Here is a 17,009-nt window from a genome sequence, read left to right as displayed (position 1 = left end):
CCCTTACTTTGCAGTTATCGTACAGACTGCGAGTCGATCTTCTTCAACCCAATTTCGAATAAAATCATTCACCTCATCAAGGCTTAACGCTTGTACTGCGGGAATGATATCAAAGAAATCAATACCCATTGTATGATAATGGATATATTTATTGGCAATGAATTCAAGTGAATTCATTGACCGAAGTAATTGTCCAATTTTTTTCTTCTTCATTCTTGCAAATTCTTCCGTTGTTAATGACTTTTTATTCGTTGACAGTAATAATTCTTTTATTTTTCCAGCAAATTTTTCAGGTTGATCAGTATTCGTACCAATCAATGTATAGCCAAAGTTCTTTTCTAACGTAGTTTCAAAATAAAAACTAGTATCAATTAACCCTGCTTGATACAATTCTTGATAGAAAGCTGACCCTTTCGAAAAGTAATGATCGACAACCATACTCTGCAACAAATCTCTTTGCAGAAAAGCTTCACTGCTTAACGCTGTAGTTGATTCCTTAATACCAATGGTACATTTAGGTATTGACACAGGCATAATCAATTTATTTTCTTTCATCGCTACTTCCCTTGGTTCTTCAGGAAACTCTCTCTCAAGCTGTTCCATTTTTTTAAATGTCTTTTCCGCTTGGTTGGATTTAATAAGCCCCATCATCTTTTCGGCATCAAAGTTACCAGCTATAAACAATGTCATATTTTCCGGATGGTAGAATGTGTTGTAGCATGTATACAAATCATCCTTCGTAATATCGGTAATTGATTCGATTGTTCCAGCGATATCGATGTTTACTGGATGGTTCTTAAACATACTTTTGATTGTTCCCATAAACGACTGCCAATCTGCTTGATCATCGTACATTGTAATTTCCTGACCGATAATCCCTTTTTCTTTCTCAACAGAGCTTTCTGAAAAGTATGGGTCTTGAACAAAGTTAATTAAGGTTTGAACATTTTCTTCTATATTGCTTGTTGCTGAAAATAAGTAAGCTGTTTTCGTGAACGATGTATATGCATTCGCAGAAGCTCCTTGTTTGCCAAAATCAGCAAAAACATCACGATCTTCTTTTTCAAATAATTTATGTTCTAAAAAATGGGCAACACCTTCTGGAACTGTAATCATCTCTTGCTCACCAATAGGAACGAACCGCTGATCGATTGAGCCATAGTCCGTAGAAAAAATCCCATAGGTTTTTGCCATTTCTGTTTTAGGTAATAAGTATACGGTTAATCCATTATCAAGTTTCTCTGAAAAAATCGTTTCAGCAACATCTTGATGTACTGCTTTATTCATTAGTTTGTCCCCCTTCATTAGTTAGAAGATAAACGGTGTCCTCTTCAATTATATTTGCAAGCTTCGTCACTTGCTCCTTTGTTACTTGCTTGATATTAGCAATCAACTGCTCTGGAGTAATTATTCTATCACCGATTACTTGCTGATATAATAACTCGATCAATCCTTGCGAATGATCCATCGTTTCGAGTAATTGATTAATAATTAAATCCTTTGTTTCCTGTAAATCCGTTTCAGTGAAATCCCCTTTTTTCATTGCTTCCATTTGTTGCTGGATTATATCCTTCGCCTTCTCATAATCCTTTGGAGCAATCCCGCTGAAGACAAATAGCAGACCTTTGTGGCTTTCGATTCGAGAAGATGCATAGTATGCAAGACTATTTTTCTCCCTTACATTAATAAATAACTTCGAATTCGGAAATCCACCAAATATCCCATTAAATACTTGTAATGCAGCATAATCTTCATCTTTGAATGTCGTATTGGTTCGATAACCAATATGTAATTTCGCTTGCTGAATATCTTCTGATTCGATAACTTCTTTTGGTTGGATATCCTTCTTGGAATCATTGCTTTGATTTATGTCTCGAACTTGATTTTTCTTTCGCTCGAACATTGATGCGATTCTACTGCTCATCTCATCCTCATCAAAATCCCCTAAGACGTAAATATCCAGACTATCCTCTATTATTAATGTCTGATAATATTCATAGAGATTTGCAGCAGTTATCTCCTGTAAATCTTCTTCATACCCATGCACATGAAGCTGGTATGCTTCACCCTCACACATCGCATCAATTAATCTCATATTTGCATAGTTCATCTTATCGTCTTTAACCGCTTGGATTCGACTTTTCAGTGTATTCTTTTCACGATTTACAATCTTCTCATCGAAGGAATTTTCAGACACGTTCGGATCCAATAATAACTCACTGAATAAACGGATTCCTTCATCAATAATCGCTGTCTGTCCCGGAATAAATTTAGGGTTTGCAAGCTCCAACCGGACACTAATAATATGATTGTCTCCTTTTTTCGCTCCATCGACTGAGAGGACTGCACCATATAAATCGTCTAATTTTAATTGCAGCTCTTGCTTGTTGGGATAACGTTTAGATCCTTGATTTAAGATATATGGAAGTAATGCTCGTTTTGTAATCGTCTCTCGATCCAAAGGAGCTCTTAATTTCGCAACAATATTAAGTGTTTTATATTTTTTACTTTGGACAAAATGTAACTGTAATCCATTTTCACTTCTTCGTCTTTCTTCTATATGTAACATGCTATTTCCTCCAAGCATTCATTTATATTCCTATTCTGCACAAATTTACCAACTGTCATCCATTATACGGTAAAAAAAACAGACCTGCCAAGTTTTACTTGGCAGATCTTAGACCAATCTATCGATTTCCTTTAATATATGGAATTCCACTTGCTTTAGGTGCTTCAGCGCGACCAATAAATCCTGCTAGCGCTAGTATTGTTAATACGTACGGAGCAATTAATAGGTATACTTGCGGAACATCTGCAAGTAATGGTACTCCTGCACCAACTACACTTAGACTTTGTGCTAATCCGAAGAATAATGCTGCTCCCATTGCACCTAATGGATGCCATTTACCAAAGATAACTGCAGCCAATGCCATAAACCCTTGTCCAACAATTGTTGAATGAGAGAAGTTAGATACAATTGTCAGTGCAAATACTGAACCACCTAACCCTCCCAGTGCACCTGAAAGAATTACACCAATATAGCGCATTTTATAAACGTTAATTCCATTGGTATCTGCTGCCATTGGATGCTCTCCAACTGCTCTAAGACGTAGACCAAATGAAGTCTTATAAAGAACATACCAAGCAATAAATGCAACGATAATTGCTAGATAGGAAGTTACATATACACCTTGGAAAAAGATTGGACCAATGATTGGAATCTCTGAAAGTAACGGAATATCTGTTGTATAGAATGGTTGCTGAACCATATCGGTTTGCCCTTTTCCATACCATAATTTCGTTAAATATACTCCTAGTCCTAGAGCTAGCATATTTATCGCGACACCACTAATCGTTTGATCCGACCGGAATGAAATTGATGCAACAGCATGAACTATCGAGAAGATTGCACCAACTGCTGTTGCGACAATTATCGATACCCAGGGAGTCCACGCCCCTAATACATCTGCAAACGTTAAGTTAAATACGATTCCAACAAAGGCACCCATAACCATTAATCCTTCTAGACCAATGTTGATAACACCTGATCTTTCACTAAATACTCCACCAAGTGCAGTAAATATTAGAGGAGCGGAATAAAATAATGCTGTAGGTACGATTGATTGCAAAATATCAAACATTTATTTCTCCCCCTTTTTAAAACGAAGTAATGCCCAACGAATAATATAACTCGATGCAACAAAGAAAATAATTAAGGCAATAATAATATCGACCAATTCTGTAGGCACACCTGCACCTGTTGGCATTTCACCAGCGCCTTCTTTTAATGCTCCAAACAAGAACGCAGCAAACACAACTCCGAACGGATTATTCGCACCTAGTAATGCAACTGCAATACCATCAAAACCGATATTAATATTTCCAGACATTACGGATATGGTACCATATGTACCTAAACCTTCCATTGCACCTGCTAAGCCTGCAAATGCTCCAGCAATAACCATTGTCAGTACAATATTCTTACTAACGTTCATACCAGCATACTTAGAGGCATGTTGGTTATAGCCAACTGCTTTCAGTTCATATCCTAATGTTGTTCTTTCAATAATAAACCACATAATAACAGCTGCGAATAATGCAATTAGGATTCCATAGTGCATCCTCGAATAAAAGGTTATACTTTGCAGCCAAGGAGATGCGAGTGATGCAGTAGCAGCGATTGGTTCTGTAGTAGTACCACCATCCGTTAATACCTTACGTATAATTTCATTCGCACTGAATAGCGCAATATAATTCATCATAATCGTAACAATAACCTCATGTACGCCTAGCTTTGCTTTTAAAATCCCTGGAACAAATGCCCATAGTGCACCAGCAGTGACAGAAGCTAGGATAGCTAATGGCAAATGGATAATCATTGGTGCATCAACAGCAAGTCCTACCCATATCGCTGCAAGCCAGCCGACAATTACTTGCCCTTCAGCACCGATGTTAAATAGACCAGACCTGAATGCAAAAGCAATTGAAAGACCCGTCAATATATACGGTGTCGTGCGTCTTATTGTTTCCCCTATCGTGTAAGCATCGCCAAAAGCACCATTCCATAGGGCAATATAACCTGTAATCGGATTATAACCTGAGACAAGCATGATAATTGCCCCTGCGCTCAAACCTAGTAATACGGATATAATTGGAATTAACATTGTAAATAACCGTTTATTATTTGCCATTTGCTTCACCTATCCCACTAACCTTACTGCCTGCCATTAACATACCTAGCTCTTGCTCATTTGTTTCCTCAGGCTTTACAATAGCAACAATTTTACCGTCAAACATGACAGCAATTCGATCGCTCACATTCAGAATTTCATCCAATTCAAACGAAACAAGCAGAACTGCTTTTCCTTTGTCGCGTTCTTCAATCAATTTTTTATGAATAAATTCAATTGCTCCTACGTCTAGCCCTCTTGTTGGTTGTGCTGCAATTAATAGATCTGGTGAGCGGTCTACTTCACGACCGATAATTGCTTTCTGTTGATTTCCACCAGATAATGCTCGAGCTTTTGTATAAACACTCGGTGTTCGTACATCATACTCTTTAATTAATTGTTCAGCCTTATTATATATTTCTTTATAATTTAATATTTTCACTTTGGAATAAGGCTTTTTATAATATGTTTGTAATACAATATTTTCACCAATTGAATAATCCAGCACAAGACCAAATCGATGTCTATCCTCTGGAATATGTCCAACACCACTTTCTGTTATCTTTCTTGGTGATAGATTGGTAATATTTTTATTTTTTAATTTGATAGAACCAGATTTTGCTTTTCTCAAACCTGTAATTGCTTCAATCAATTCGGATTGTCCATTTCCGTCCACACCTGCAATCCCAACAATTTCTCCTGAGCGAATATTAAGATCTAACCCTTTAACAAGATCTATCTTACGAGAATCCTTTACATATAAATTCTCTATTTCAAGAACATTCTCTTTTGGCTCAGCAGCTTTCTTCTCTGTTTTAAAGTTAACCTCTCTACCTACCATTAAAGAAGCAAGTTCGATTGGATTTGTCTCCGCTACATTAACAGTTCCAATTCCTTTTCCTTTTCGAATAATTGTGCATGTATCACACACTTCCATTATTTCTTTTAATTTATGCGTGATTAGAATAATTGATTTTCCTTCTCTTGTTAGGGACTTTAATATCTCTACTAACTCTTTAATTTCCTGTGGTGTTAAAACTGCTGTCGGTTCATCAAAAATAAGTACTTCTGCCCCACGATAGAGTGTTTTAAGAATCTCAACTCGCTGCTGCATCCCAACAGAAATTTCACTTATTTTTGCATCTGGATCTACTCGTAATCCATAACGGTCAGAAAGCTCCTGAATTTCTTTTCTAGCTTTATTAATATCAATCGCACCCGTTTTTTTTCTAGGTTCCTTTCCTAGAACAATATTTTGCGTAACGGTGAACGGTTCTACTAACATAAAGTGTTGATGTACCATGCCAATCCCTAGTTCATTCGCTTTATTCGGGCTCGTAATATTTTTCTTTGTGCCATTAACACGAATTTCACCCTTTTCAGGCTGGTATAAACCGAATAACACGTTCATTAGTGTCGATTTCCCCGCTCCATTTTCACCCAATAAAGCATGAATTTCACCTTTTCTTAATTGGATTGTAATGTCATCATTTGCAACAATACCAGGGAATTCTTTACGGATGTTTAACATTTCAATCACGTACTCCACTAAGTTCACCTCTATTAAAATATGAATATTTTAAGTAGGTAAGAAAGTATAAACACTTTCTCACTACATAATTGCAACTAAGGCTGTCATCTAAAAGCTTGTTTAACCTTAGTTTCTAATGATTTTTCTAGTAAAATCATTAAAGAAAAAAGGCTAATCAATGTAGCTCCTCTTTATTTAATGATCTTAGGAATAATAGCAATCATGATAGAAGAAGGCTTTTGTTAAGCCTTCTTCCGTTAATTAATTAAAGTGATTCTTCAAATGCTTTTAATTCTTCACGATTTGTGGGAACTTCTACTTCACCGTTAAGAATTTTTTCTTGCCATTCATCAACAGCTTTAATAATATCTTCCGTCATAGCTTCTTCATTAGTTGTAGTAACAGCAATTCCATCTTCTTCAATACCGAATTCCAACTTCTCTCCACCAGGGAATTCGCCATTTTTTCCTAGGTTAGCAATTTCTTTTACTGCAACATCTACACGTTTAACCATAGATGTTAAAGTTACATTATGCTCACCAATTTGACCTTCTTCATGCTGATCACGGTCAACACCGATTACCCATACTTGACGTTCAGGATCATTCTGCTTGATGTCTTTCGCTTGGTTAAATACCCCGTTACCGGTACCGCCGGCAGCGTGATAGATAACATCAATTCCATTATCATACATGTTTGATGCAATCAATTTCCCTTTAGCCGCATCACTAAAATGTTCTGCATATTGTACATCGACCAAAATATCAGGATTAACAGATTTAGCACCAGCAGTAAAACCTGCTTCAAACTTTTGGATTAGTGGAGAATCAATTCCACCAACAAAACCTAATTTTCCAGTTTCTGATTTAAGAGCTGCGGCAACTCCTACTAAGAATGAACCTTGATGTTCTGCAAATCCAAGACTTGCAGCATTTGGTGCGTCAACAGTTTCATCGACGATTGCAAAATTTGAATCTGGGAACTGTAAAGCTGCTTTTTGAATATCCTCTTTTAGCAGGAATCCTGTAGCAAGAATTACATCATACTCATCACGAACTAAACGTGTAATGTTTGGCATAAAGTCTGCTTGTCCATTAGATTGCGCAAAATCAATACCGTTACCTTTTGTCAATCCATTTTCTTCACCAAATTCTTGCAATCCTTCCCAAGCTGATTGGTTAAACGACTTGTCGTCAACTCCACCTTGGTCTGTTACCATTGCAATACTGAAATCTGTTACTTCACCTTCACTGCCACTTGTATTTTCTTTAGTTTCCGTATCTTTGTCACTTGAACTGCTACCACATGCAGCTAAGAATATTCCTAGACCTAAAATCAAAGCGAACAATAAGGCAATTTTGCTATTTTTCATTGTAAATTAACCCCCGATAATATTTTTTTCTAGCATACTATTTACTTGGACTACATCATTTCAAATATTTTAGCACTCACCTCCCTAAAAGTAATTGTAAACTAGTAGAATATTCCGAATAGAATGTCATTAAAAACCGTAGAAAAAGTAGATTATCACTCTGAGATCTCTAGGTAGAAATTTCTGAATATTCTAAAAAATAATTCAAAAAACTTCATAGGTCACTTCTATGATTTATGCATCGTATACTCAAGAAATGACAAAACATGGTATTAAAAAAGCCTATTCAACTTCCTCAAATGATGAGAGAAGATGAATAAGCTCCACTAAACCAGATCATTGTAGTTCACAATGATTCATCTTTCTCATAGTCTAGCATTTACGGTGCTAGGTAGAAACTTCTAAGCCATATCCTTAGTAAATATATGAGATATTATTTGTATCTTTTTTCCTAGATAAGCATAACAAACATACTATGAAACTGTCAATAAAAAATCGAACGTTTTCTACTTAATTTTGGTTAATATACGGATTTTGATTAATTGAAAATTGATATTATTTAAATACGGATAATTCTTTAGAAGATTGAAACGTTATCCGTCATGTTTTTGATAAGAAAGCTATTATATTTCTAGCCTGCTATACTAAGGCACTTAAGTTAGTAAAATATGCACTTTAAGATGTTATTTCTTCGCTCAGTTGTGAGACTAATACCGTCCTAGGCTTGCTACCTTCGTATGGTCCAACGACGCCTCTAGCTTCCATTGCGTCAATTAATCGGGCAGCCCGGTTATAGCCAACTCTGAATCGGCGCTGAAGCATCGATACACTCGCACTTTGCATTTCCGTGACAAGTCTGACCGCATCATCATATAATTCATCTTCTACTTCTTCAACCGTATCCTCAGTGTCGTCAGGAATCATATCTTCTTGATAGGATGCTTTTTGTTGGTCAATACAGTGATCTACTACTCTTTCTACCTCTTCATCAGTTAAGAATGCACCTTGAATTCTTGTTGGTTTCGATTGACCAACAGGAAGGAATAGCATATCTCCTCTACCTAAGAGTTTTTCTGCTCCCCCTGAATCTAAAATCGTCCGAGAGTCTGTTTGTGATGATACACTAAAGGCAATACGGGATGGAATATTCGCCTTTATTACACCTGTAATAACATCTACAGATGGTCTTTGCGTAGCAATAATTAAATGAATTCCTGCTGCCCTTGCCATTTGTGCAAGTCTTGTAATTGAATCTTCGACATCGCTAGAAGCAACCATCATTAGATCCGCTAATTCATCAACAATAACTACAATATATGGTAAATTCGGCTGAATTTCTTCTGCAGTTAAATTATGTTTACGAATATATTCATTGTAGCCCTCAATATTACGAGTGCCAGTATCTGAAAATAAATCGTATCTTCTTTCCATCTCTGAAACAACTTTTTTCAGTGCGCGAGAAGCCTTCTTCGGATCGGTTACTACAGGAGCAAGTAAATGTGGAATGCCATTATATACATTTAATTCTACTTTTTTCGGATCAATCATCATCATTTTCACTTCATGCGGCTTTGCTCTCATCAGTATGGTTGTAATGATTCCATTAACACATACACTTTTCCCACTACCGGTGGAACCAGCAATTAGCAGATGTGGCATTTTATTTAGCTCTGCAGATACTGCGTCGCCAGAAATGTCTCGTCCAAGCGCTACTAATAGTTTAGAAGCTTTATTATTCCATGTACTGTCAAATACCTCTCGGAGCGATACCATAGAAATCTCTTTATTCGGCACTTCAATTCCAACTGCTGACTTACCTGGAATTGGAGCTTCTATTCTTAAATCCTTTGCAGCAAGCGCAAGTGCTAAGTCATCATGCAGCCCAACAATTTTACTAACCTTTACCCCTGCTTCAGGCGAAACTTCATATTTTGTAACAGCTGGACCGACATGCACTTTAGTAATCCTTGCTTTAACAGCAAAACTCTTGAAGGTACGCTCCAGCTTTCTAACCGTTGCTTGTACTTCAGACTTTTCTTGATGCTGACCACTTGGAAGTGGCTCCTCTAATAGATCAACAGATGGCAAAATATAATCGAAATTCTCTGTCTCTGCCATATGCATCGGCGGATCACTTTCGAGCTCCGGTTCAGGTTTCTGTTCTGCCTCGTCTATCTTTATCTCGTCTGCCATTGGTGTTGAATAAGCAACCTCTGGAAAATCATCCATTATCGGCTCTTCATCTGTATTCTTATCGTTCATAATCTCAGATTGAAGTATCCTTTCTTCTCTCTGGTTCTTCTTGTCCATTCTTCTCGTTTTCCATTTTTCATAGAAACTAAAAGTAGATTCCTTTGCATTTTTAAAGATCTTACCGAATAACTCACTGATTGATAGATTTGTAATAAAGATTAATCCTATCAACATTGAAAAAACAGCGACAATCTTTGCTCCTGCCAACGAAAATAAATAATTACAGAATGCAAAAATGATTGCCGCAATCATCCCTCCACCGGTTTGCATGGAAGTTCCCTGTCCATTTAAGAATTGAAAGAAATTATCCCAAGTCGTTCCGATAATTGAAACCTCTCCAGGGAAAATTAGCAATCTTTCAAATGCTTGAATATGGGTTATAAGCAGAATACCTGCTAATAGAAAATAAAATCCAACCATCTTTTTTGTTAAGAAGTTAGGATATTTTCTCCTTACAAGTAAGCTGACCCCCGTAATTAATAAAACTACCGACGCTATAAAATACCAAATTCCTAAAAAGAAGCGAAATAAATGCTCAAGTCCACCTGGAATTGCACCATCACTAATCGCACTTGCACCACTACCAAATATAGCCAAAAAGATAAATAATAACCCCAGCAATTCATATTTTAATAGTTTTGATTGCTTACTATTTCTTCGTTTTCTCCGTTTCTTTGCCATTTCTACCACCTCTATCTTACTTCTATCCAACTATCCTTAATCACTTAAATAGTAAACCCTTACCAATACCATGGCAAGGGTCTGTCCTATTTTTACAGTCGAACCTATTATAACATATTTTGGTTATTTTATTATCGTCCCAGGAGCGTAATTATCATTTAAGAAATCTTGGGGATCTGTTGATAAAAGCTGGATCATTTGGTATGATCCATCAGTATTTTTATCGACCGCGATCAGTTTTCCCTCATATTCTATATATGTTCGATTTTCAAATGTATTGGATATATCTGGGTAGATGTCTGTAATCGCTAAAGGTGTATAAAGTATCATTGTATCACCTGGTTTTCTATATTCGTACCATTAATCAATTCATTTAATTTCTGCATTGCTTCTTTTACTCCACCAACTTCATCGATTAATCCACATTCAACTGCTTCAATGCCGATTACATTTGTACCAATATCTCTAGTTAAATTCCCTTTGGCGAACATTAAATCCTTGAATTTTTCTTCTTTCACTTTTGAATGGTTAATTACAAATCGAACGACCCTTTCTTGCATTTTGTCCAAGTATTCAAAAGTCTGTGGCACGCCAATCACGAGTCCTGTTAAACGCACTGGATGAATTGTCATTGTTGCAGTTGGAACAATAAAGGAATAATTTGTTGCCACCGCTATTGGGACACCAATCGAATGCCCACCACCTAATACAATTGAAACAGTTGGTTTAGAAATTGAGGCAATCATTTCAGAAAGTGCCAGTCCTGCTTCAACATCTCCACCTACTGTATTTAACAGGATGATCAATCCTTCAATTTTAGGATTTTGTTCAATGGCGATTAATTGTGGGAGCAGATGTTCATACTTCGTTGTTTTATTTTGTGGAGGTAATTGCATATGACCTTCTACTTGACCAATAATTGATAAAACATGAATATTGGAATCAGGCGCTTGTGGGACCGTTGTTTGCCCTAATGCTTGTATTTTCTGTACTAAAGAGGATCCGTTTGCCTGTTCATCTTTTTTCTCTAAATCCTTATCCATATTTACGCACACTCCTTTTGATTATATAGGCTTAGTATTAGCGTAATTAATTGGATACATGCGAACAAAAAAATATCGGCCTCATAAGCCGATATTTTTAATGAATTAATAGCGATTTTAATTTTGCTTTCTCATTTTCAGTCAGGTCTACTAACGGTAAACGAACACTACCAACAGCAATACCGTTCATTTCTAATGCAGCCTTAACTGGCGTTGGTGACGGTGAATTAAATAATCCATTCATAACTGGAACTAATGTACGATGCAATGTTCCAGATTCTTTTACTTTACCTTGAAAAAATAAATCAATCATTTCTTTCATTTCATTTCCGATGATATGGGAAGATACAGAAACTATGCCATTTGCACCTATTGCGAGCATTGGTAATGTCATACTATCATTCCCACTATACACACTAAAGTTATCATCTGTGTTTTCAATAATAGTCGCTACTTGGTCGAGATCTAATCCGGCTTCTTTTAATGATACAATATTCTCGATTTTGCTTAGCTGGATCACGGTTCCTGCATCCATATTGATGACAGATCGACCTGGGATATTATAAAGCATGATTGGTAATGTCGTCTCATTGGCAATTGTTTTAAAATGCTCATATAAACCACGTTGATTTGGTTTGTTGTAATAAGGAGTAACGAGTAATATACCGTCAACTCCACATGCGGAAGCCTCTTTAGTTAGAGCAATAGAAGCTTGAGTACTATTCCCACCTGTTCCAGCAATTACAGGAACACGATTTCCCACTACTTTTACAACATGATTAAATAATTGAACCTTTTCTTCGTGTGTCAAAGTAGGAGATTCCCCTGTTGTCCCCGCTACAATCAATCCCTCAGTTCCATTATCAAGGAGATATTCAATCAGCTTCGTTGTTTGTTCAAAATCAACTTGATTATTTGGAGCAAATGGAGTAACCATAGCTGTTAAAAGCCTGCCAAAATTCATGAGATATCCAACCTTTCATATTTATTGGCTTACCTACCTCACAATTTAAAATTAGTGCGTGGTTAATAAGGAGGATAAATTTTAACTGAACTTTTTAAACATCCTCTCAACTAAGTTCAAACACTTCATGTAATGCATTCACCGCTCTATTTAAATCTTCCTTCACTACAAGCACCCAAATTGTCGTATAACTATCCGCAGATTGCAAAATTTCAATACCAGCGTCAGTTAGCGCTTGAACGATTTTTGAAATAACACCAGGTTGACCAGTCATACCTGCACCAACTGCAGATACCTTTGCACAGTTCTCCGTAATTTCAGGATGAAAACCTAATAATTCCAAAATAGAAACCGCTTGATTGGTAAGATAATCAGGGATCGTATAGATAACACTTGTTGGCGACATGTTGATAAAATCAACGGATATTCCTGCTTCAGCCATTGCTTTAAAAACTTCTGATTGTACCCTGTATGCCGCTTCCTTTGTTTGTACTTTAATTTGTGATATCGATGATATATGAGCGATACCAGTAATCAAGCGATCAGCAATTTCGATCTCATGACTGGTTGCTGAAGTGACGTAGGTTCCAGGTAAGTCTGTATATGTTGATCTTATACGCATCGGAATATTTGCCTGCATCGCAATTTCTACTGCTCTTGGGTGTACTACCTTTGCACCTTGATAAGCTAAATTACAAATCTCGGTATACGAAACAGACTCTAGATGCCTTGCATTTTCTACAAGCCTGGGGTCTGCTGTCATGACACCATTTACATCTGTAAATATTTCGATTTGCTCAGCAAATAACGCAGCTCCAAGGGCTGCCGCAGTGGTATCACTGCCACCACGACCAATTGTAGTAATTTCCCCTGATTCTGTTTGTCCTTGAAAACCTGCAACAACAACAACATCATGTTGCTGTAGCTCATGTAATATTCTTTTTGTTTCTACCTTTTTTATTCTTGCATAATTAAAATCCATTGTAGTAATGATTCCTGCTTGTGCACCAGTTAGTGCTGATGCTTTTATCTGGTGATTCATTAATTCACTTGTTAATACAACAGAAGAAATAATTTCACCGCATGACATTAACAAATCCAGCTCACGATTTGCGTTCTGATTTGCGGGGAAATCAACCAATCCGAGTAATGTATCTGTTGCATATGGGTCTGGTTTCCTCCCCAGTGCAGATACAACAACAACTAGCTTATATCCTTGTACTAATGCATCTTTGATGTGTTTGATAACATGTTGTCTGTTTTCCTTAGATTGCACGGAAGTACCACCATATTTATGAACTAGTAGCTGCATCGTAACACCTCTATCATTATTTCCTTATGGGGGATGTTTGAACAATTAGACTCATTTTGGATAATTTGTTGCTAAATGTAAATAAAGTGCAAACTAACTTTAAATGGGATTTGCTTCCTTGGCTGCCGCTCCAGAAGGACACGAAGCACAACTTAGTAGAGCTAGTGTGGCCTCACAAGTGATGAACAATTTTCTTCCTGAGTTGTAATGCCATCAAAGTTGGAAGATTTTTAAATGAAAATCTTCTTCACGACATTAGTTCAACTTACACTTGCATCAATGTTACAGCCAATTATTTTTAATTACCGATTGTGCAATTTGCACTGTGTTTAGTGCTGCGCCTTTAAGAAGATTATCTGACACAACCCATAGATGGAAACCATTTTCATTATCTAAATCTTTACGAACACGTCCGACAAATACTGCTTCTTTATTCGCAGCACTTAATGGCGTAGGATAAGTTTGTGTAGCCGGATCATCTTCCAATATTACGCCGTCTGCTGAATCTAATTCTTTCCAAAGGTCTTTAACCGTTACGCCAGCTTTTTCTACCTCAATATAGACACTTTCCGCATGTGATGTGAAAAACGGAAGACGTACACATGTAGCAGCAACAGATAAATTCTGATCATCCAATATTTTCTTTGTCTCATTAATCATTTTCATTTCTTCAAATGTATAGCCTTCTTCATCAAATAAGTCGATTTGTGGCAATGCATTGAATGCAATCGGATAGTGCTTTTCATCACCTTTTACCGGTAGAATATTTGCTTCTAATTCTTGGTTATTTAGATACTGTTTAGCCTGTTTCTGCAATTCAACTGTTGCTTGGGTGCCTGCTCCAGAAACAGCCTGATATGTTGATACGATGACACGTTTTAAACCAAATTGCTCTTTAATTGGTTTTAGCGCAGTTACCATTTGGATTGTTGAGCAATTTGGATTTGCGATAATTCCTTTATGGTCTTTAATTGCTTCTTTATTTACTTCAGGTACAACTAGCGGTACATCTTCTGCCATTCGGTATGCACTTGTATTATCGATTACAACTGCCCCGCGTTTTACTGCTTCTGGTGCAAGTTCTTTCGAAACTGAACCTCCAGCAGAAAATAGTGCGATGTCAATTCCTTCAAAGCTTTCTGGCGTCGCTTCCTCGATTGTCACATCTTTATTATTAAAAGATATGATTTTTCCTGCCGATCTCTTTGAAGATAATAGTTTAATTTCATTTATTGGAAATTCCTTCTCCGCCAATAATTTCAATATTTTTTGCCCAACGGCTCCTGTTGCTCCGACTACTGCTACATTATATGTTGTTTTTACTGTCATTTGTAAGATTCCTCCTGTAATGTATTTCTAATATTTTTACTATCTTATCACACTTTAGCGAATAAAAGGAATAATTACGGGTTGGAGTTGTTTACCTTCAAGCGCAGAATTTACAGCTGCTTCTAAATAATCCAAATCTGCTACTAATGAGTTAGGTTTTTTGAAAGGATTATCTTGACCAAATGGAATAAAGTAAACATGTTTGCTATTCATTAATCTCATCAAATTTACTCCATTTAATCCAAGTGCATCATTGGTTGTAATTCCTAAAATAATTGGCTTTTCATTACGTATCGTTGATTTGGCTGCCATCAAAACCGCATTATCGGTATGAGCATTCGCAAGCTTACTTAATGAATTACCTGTCAGCGGGGCAATGATCAAACAATCGAGTGGATAATCGGGACCAAGTGGTTCTGCATCTGGAATAGTCGAAATTACTTTTTTTCCAGTGATTGCTTCTATCTTTTCAATATGCTCTGCACCCTTACCAAATTTCGTATCCATAGTCATTACGGTGTGAGAAACAATAGGAATCACTTCGACCTGATCAGAAACAAGCTTTTCCATTATCTTAAATGCTTTGCTATACGTATGGTGAGATCCTGTCAAACCAAATCCAATTCGTTTACCAGCCAAGCTCATGATGTACTCCTTTCTTCCATCAAAATTTGTTTCACTACATCACCCAAGATCTTCCCCGCCGTTTTCGGTGCAACAATACTTGGTAAACTTCTTGCTAAGATTGCTTTTATTCCACGTTTTCGTGCATATTCAAAATCAGTACCACCCGGTTTTGAAGCAAGATCAATAATCACTGCACTTGTAGGCAGTTGTTGAATCGCCTTTTGGTCAACGACATGCGCTGGAATGGTATTTATTAATAAATCGCATTCTCTTGTAAAATCGGATAATTTTTCGAGCGGAAATGCCGTTAATCCCATCTCATTAATTCTTGCTAAATCCTTAATATTTCTAGCACTGACTGCCACTTTTGCACCAAGAGCTGAGAACTTATTCGCAACTGTGTTTCCAACTCTGCCAAAACCAGTGACAATGACACGCGAAGAATGAATTGTGTAATCCGTATTTTCAATGGCCATCATTATCGCACCCTCTGCTGTAGGGATGGAATTATAAATTGCCACATCATCACGATCCAATAATGGAATTAGTGAGATAGCAGCATTAGCAGAAATTGCATTTAAATAATCATTTGAGATTCCAGTAAAAACAATAGTCGATTCCTTAATCCTGTCAAACCATTCTTTCGTTAATTGGATCGTCTGATCGGAAAATATCGTCTCTACATATCCCTCTGAATCAGTTCCAGTAATTGGTAAAACTATCGCATCCAGTTTATCTAGCTCTAGCTCATTAAAGTCTACCTGTTTTAGCCCGATAAAACCTTGCTCCAACTTATCATAGCCAACTAGCATAATGATTGCATCCGGTAGCGTTTGTAATTGCCGAATTAATTCCAGGTACCTGGCATCGCCACCAATCACCGCAATTATTTGACTCATTATCTAATACCCTCCAAACCTAAAGTTCCTAAAATATCTTCTTAATAGCTTATGTCGAGAGCGCCCGAGAGTGATAAGGAGTTTTGAATAAAAAAGTAAAAGGCCAATATCACCGCTTTGTGATATTAGCCTAAGTCTTATTGGAACTGGGCTCAGCCAGTTTCTAAAGATTTTATAATAGAGGATGTTCAAAAAGTCCGGTAAAAATGACACATCGATGTTTCTAGTTGGCTTTCTTTTCCGTTCCTTGAAAAAGAAAACCCTTTTCCTGCGTGCAAGATCGTTTGCTCACGCTAAAACATTAAAGGAAATTCTACTAAAACCGTCC

Annotated in this window: 14 protein-coding genes and 1 riboswitch; all 14 genes read right to left on the bottom strand. The window is 36.9% G+C overall.

The genetic code is table 11. The features are described from left to right. Positions 1 to 3 precede the first annotated feature (3 nt). A complete protein-coding gene (gene yfmH / locus CUC15_RS09490; protein WP_114916435.1) occupies positions 4 to 1,287 on the bottom strand; it encodes an EF-P 5-aminopentanol modification-associated protein YfmH in 1,284 nt (427 codons plus the stop codon). After that, positions 1,280 to 2,569 carry an EF-P 5-aminopentanol modification-associated protein YfmF gene (gene yfmF / locus CUC15_RS09485; protein ID WP_114916434.1) on the bottom strand — a complete coding sequence of 430 codons (1,290 nt, stop codon included), beginning with the start codon at positions 2,567 to 2,569 and terminating at the stop codon, positions 1,280 to 1,282. Before yfmF ends, yfmH begins: the two co-directional genes overlap by 8 nt. Before the next feature lie 118 nt (positions 2,570 to 2,687). Beyond that, positions 2,688 to 3,641, bottom strand: coding sequence for an ABC transporter permease (locus CUC15_RS09480; RefSeq protein WP_114916433.1), 954 nt, complete (start codon positions 3,639 to 3,641; stop codon positions 2,688 to 2,690). Continuing rightward, on the bottom strand, positions 3,642 to 4,691 hold the full coding sequence (locus CUC15_RS09475) for an ABC transporter permease (protein WP_114916432.1): 1,050 nt from the start codon (positions 4,689 to 4,691) through the stop codon (positions 3,642 to 3,644). After that, positions 4,681 to 6,219 (bottom strand): ABC transporter ATP-binding protein, encoded by a 1,539-nt coding sequence (locus tag CUC15_RS09470; protein WP_114916431.1) that lies wholly within the window; start codon positions 6,217 to 6,219, stop codon positions 4,681 to 4,683. The genes CUC15_RS09475 and CUC15_RS09470 overlap by 11 nt, the downstream gene beginning before the upstream one ends. 247 nt (positions 6,220 to 6,466) lie before the next feature. Further along, positions 6,467 to 7,573 (bottom strand): BMP family lipoprotein, encoded by a 1,107-nt coding sequence (locus CUC15_RS09465; RefSeq protein WP_114916430.1) that lies wholly within the window; start codon positions 7,571 to 7,573, stop codon positions 6,467 to 6,469. A gap of 348 nt (positions 7,574 to 7,921) precedes the next feature. Next, positions 7,922 to 8,022, bottom strand: a riboswitch (purine riboswitch). A gap of 226 nt (positions 8,023 to 8,248) precedes the next feature. Next, complete coding sequence (locus tag CUC15_RS09460; protein WP_114916429.1) at positions 8,249 to 10,507, bottom strand: FtsK/SpoIIIE family DNA translocase; 2,259 nt, start codon at positions 10,505 to 10,507, stop codon at positions 8,249 to 8,251. 123 nt (positions 10,508 to 10,630) lie between these two features. Then, positions 10,631 to 10,837: a YlzJ-like family protein gene (locus CUC15_RS09455; RefSeq protein WP_114916428.1), complete on the bottom strand. Its 207-nt coding sequence runs from the start codon at positions 10,835 to 10,837 to the stop codon at positions 10,631 to 10,633. Further along, positions 10,834 to 11,550: a ClpP family protease gene (locus CUC15_RS09450; RefSeq protein ID WP_114916427.1), complete on the bottom strand. Its 717-nt coding sequence runs from the start codon at positions 11,548 to 11,550 to the stop codon at positions 10,834 to 10,836. The genes CUC15_RS09455 and CUC15_RS09450 overlap by 4 nt, the downstream gene beginning before the upstream one ends. A gap of 97 nt (positions 11,551 to 11,647) precedes the next feature. Continuing rightward, on the bottom strand, positions 11,648 to 12,514 hold the full coding sequence (gene dapA, locus CUC15_RS09445; RefSeq protein WP_114916426.1) for a 4-hydroxy-tetrahydrodipicolinate synthase: 867 nt from the start codon (positions 12,512 to 12,514) through the stop codon (positions 11,648 to 11,650). A gap of 106 nt (positions 12,515 to 12,620) precedes the next feature. Next, positions 12,621 to 13,826, bottom strand: coding sequence for an aspartate kinase (gene dapG / locus CUC15_RS09440; protein WP_114916425.1), 1,206 nt, complete (start codon positions 13,824 to 13,826; stop codon positions 12,621 to 12,623). Between the two features lie 282 nt (positions 13,827 to 14,108). After that, the gene (gene asd / locus CUC15_RS09435; protein ID WP_114916424.1) at positions 14,109 to 15,155 is read right to left on the bottom strand and encodes an aspartate-semialdehyde dehydrogenase; all 1,047 of its coding nucleotides are present in this window, start codon (positions 15,153 to 15,155) and stop codon (positions 14,109 to 14,111) included. Positions 15,156 to 15,209: 54 nt separating this feature from the next. After that, positions 15,210 to 15,800, bottom strand: coding sequence for a dipicolinate synthase subunit B (gene dpaB, locus CUC15_RS09430; RefSeq protein ID WP_114916423.1), 591 nt, complete (start codon positions 15,798 to 15,800; stop codon positions 15,210 to 15,212). Continuing rightward, complete coding sequence (gene dpaA, locus CUC15_RS09425) at positions 15,797 to 16,681, bottom strand: dipicolinic acid synthetase subunit A (RefSeq protein ID WP_114916422.1); 885 nt, start codon at positions 16,679 to 16,681, stop codon at positions 15,797 to 15,799. The genes dpaB and dpaA overlap by 4 nt, the downstream gene beginning before the upstream one ends. Positions 16,682 to 17,009: the final 328 nt, after the last annotated feature.

The sequence above is a fragment of the Oceanobacillus zhaokaii genome (assembly GCF_003352005.1).
Taxonomy (GTDB): Bacteria; Bacillota; Bacilli; order Bacillales; family Amphibacillaceae; genus Oceanobacillus; species Oceanobacillus zhaokaii.
Note: the sequence above shows the minus strand (reverse complement) of the source record. Positions and strands in the feature narration are given on the sequence as shown.

Excerpts from the sequence above, each read along its gene's own strand:
- CUC15_RS09480 (WP_114916433.1), bottom strand. The coding sequence starts at position 3,641 with ATGTTTGATATTTTGCAATCAATCGTACCTACAGCATTATTTTATTCC.
- yfmH (WP_114916435.1), bottom strand. The coding sequence starts at position 1,287 with ATGAATAAAGCAGTACATCAAGATGTTGCTGAAACGATTTTTTCAGAG.
- dpaA (WP_114916422.1), bottom strand. The coding sequence starts at position 16,681 with ATGAGTCAAATAATTGCGGTGATTGGTGGCGATGCCAGGTACCTGGAA.
- CUC15_RS09460 (WP_114916429.1), bottom strand. The coding sequence starts at position 10,507 with ATGGCAAAGAAACGGAGAAAACGAAGAAATAGTAAGCAATCAAAACTA.
- yfmF (WP_114916434.1), bottom strand. The coding sequence starts at position 2,569 with ATGTTACATATAGAAGAAAGACGAAGAAGTGAAAATGGATTACAGTTA.
- dapA (WP_114916426.1), bottom strand. The coding sequence starts at position 12,514 with ATGAATTTTGGCAGGCTTTTAACAGCTATGGTTACTCCATTTGCTCCA.
- asd (WP_114916424.1), bottom strand. The coding sequence starts at position 15,155 with ATGACAGTAAAAACAACATATAATGTAGCAGTAGTCGGAGCAACAGGA.
- dapG (WP_114916425.1), bottom strand. The coding sequence starts at position 13,826 with ATGCAGCTACTAGTTCATAAATATGGTGGTACTTCCGTGCAATCTAAG.
- CUC15_RS09450 (WP_114916427.1), bottom strand. The coding sequence starts at position 11,550 with ATGGATAAGGATTTAGAGAAAAAAGATGAACAGGCAAACGGATCCTCT.
- CUC15_RS09475 (WP_114916432.1), bottom strand. The coding sequence starts at position 4,691 with ATGGCAAATAATAAACGGTTATTTACAATGTTAATTCCAATTATATCC.
- dpaB (WP_114916423.1), bottom strand. The coding sequence starts at position 15,800 with ATGAGCTTGGCTGGTAAACGAATTGGATTTGGTTTGACAGGATCTCAC.
- CUC15_RS09455 (WP_114916428.1), bottom strand. The coding sequence starts at position 10,837 with ATGATACTTTATACACCTTTAGCGATTACAGACATCTACCCAGATATA.
- CUC15_RS09465 (WP_114916430.1), bottom strand. The coding sequence starts at position 7,573 with ATGAAAAATAGCAAAATTGCCTTATTGTTCGCTTTGATTTTAGGTCTA.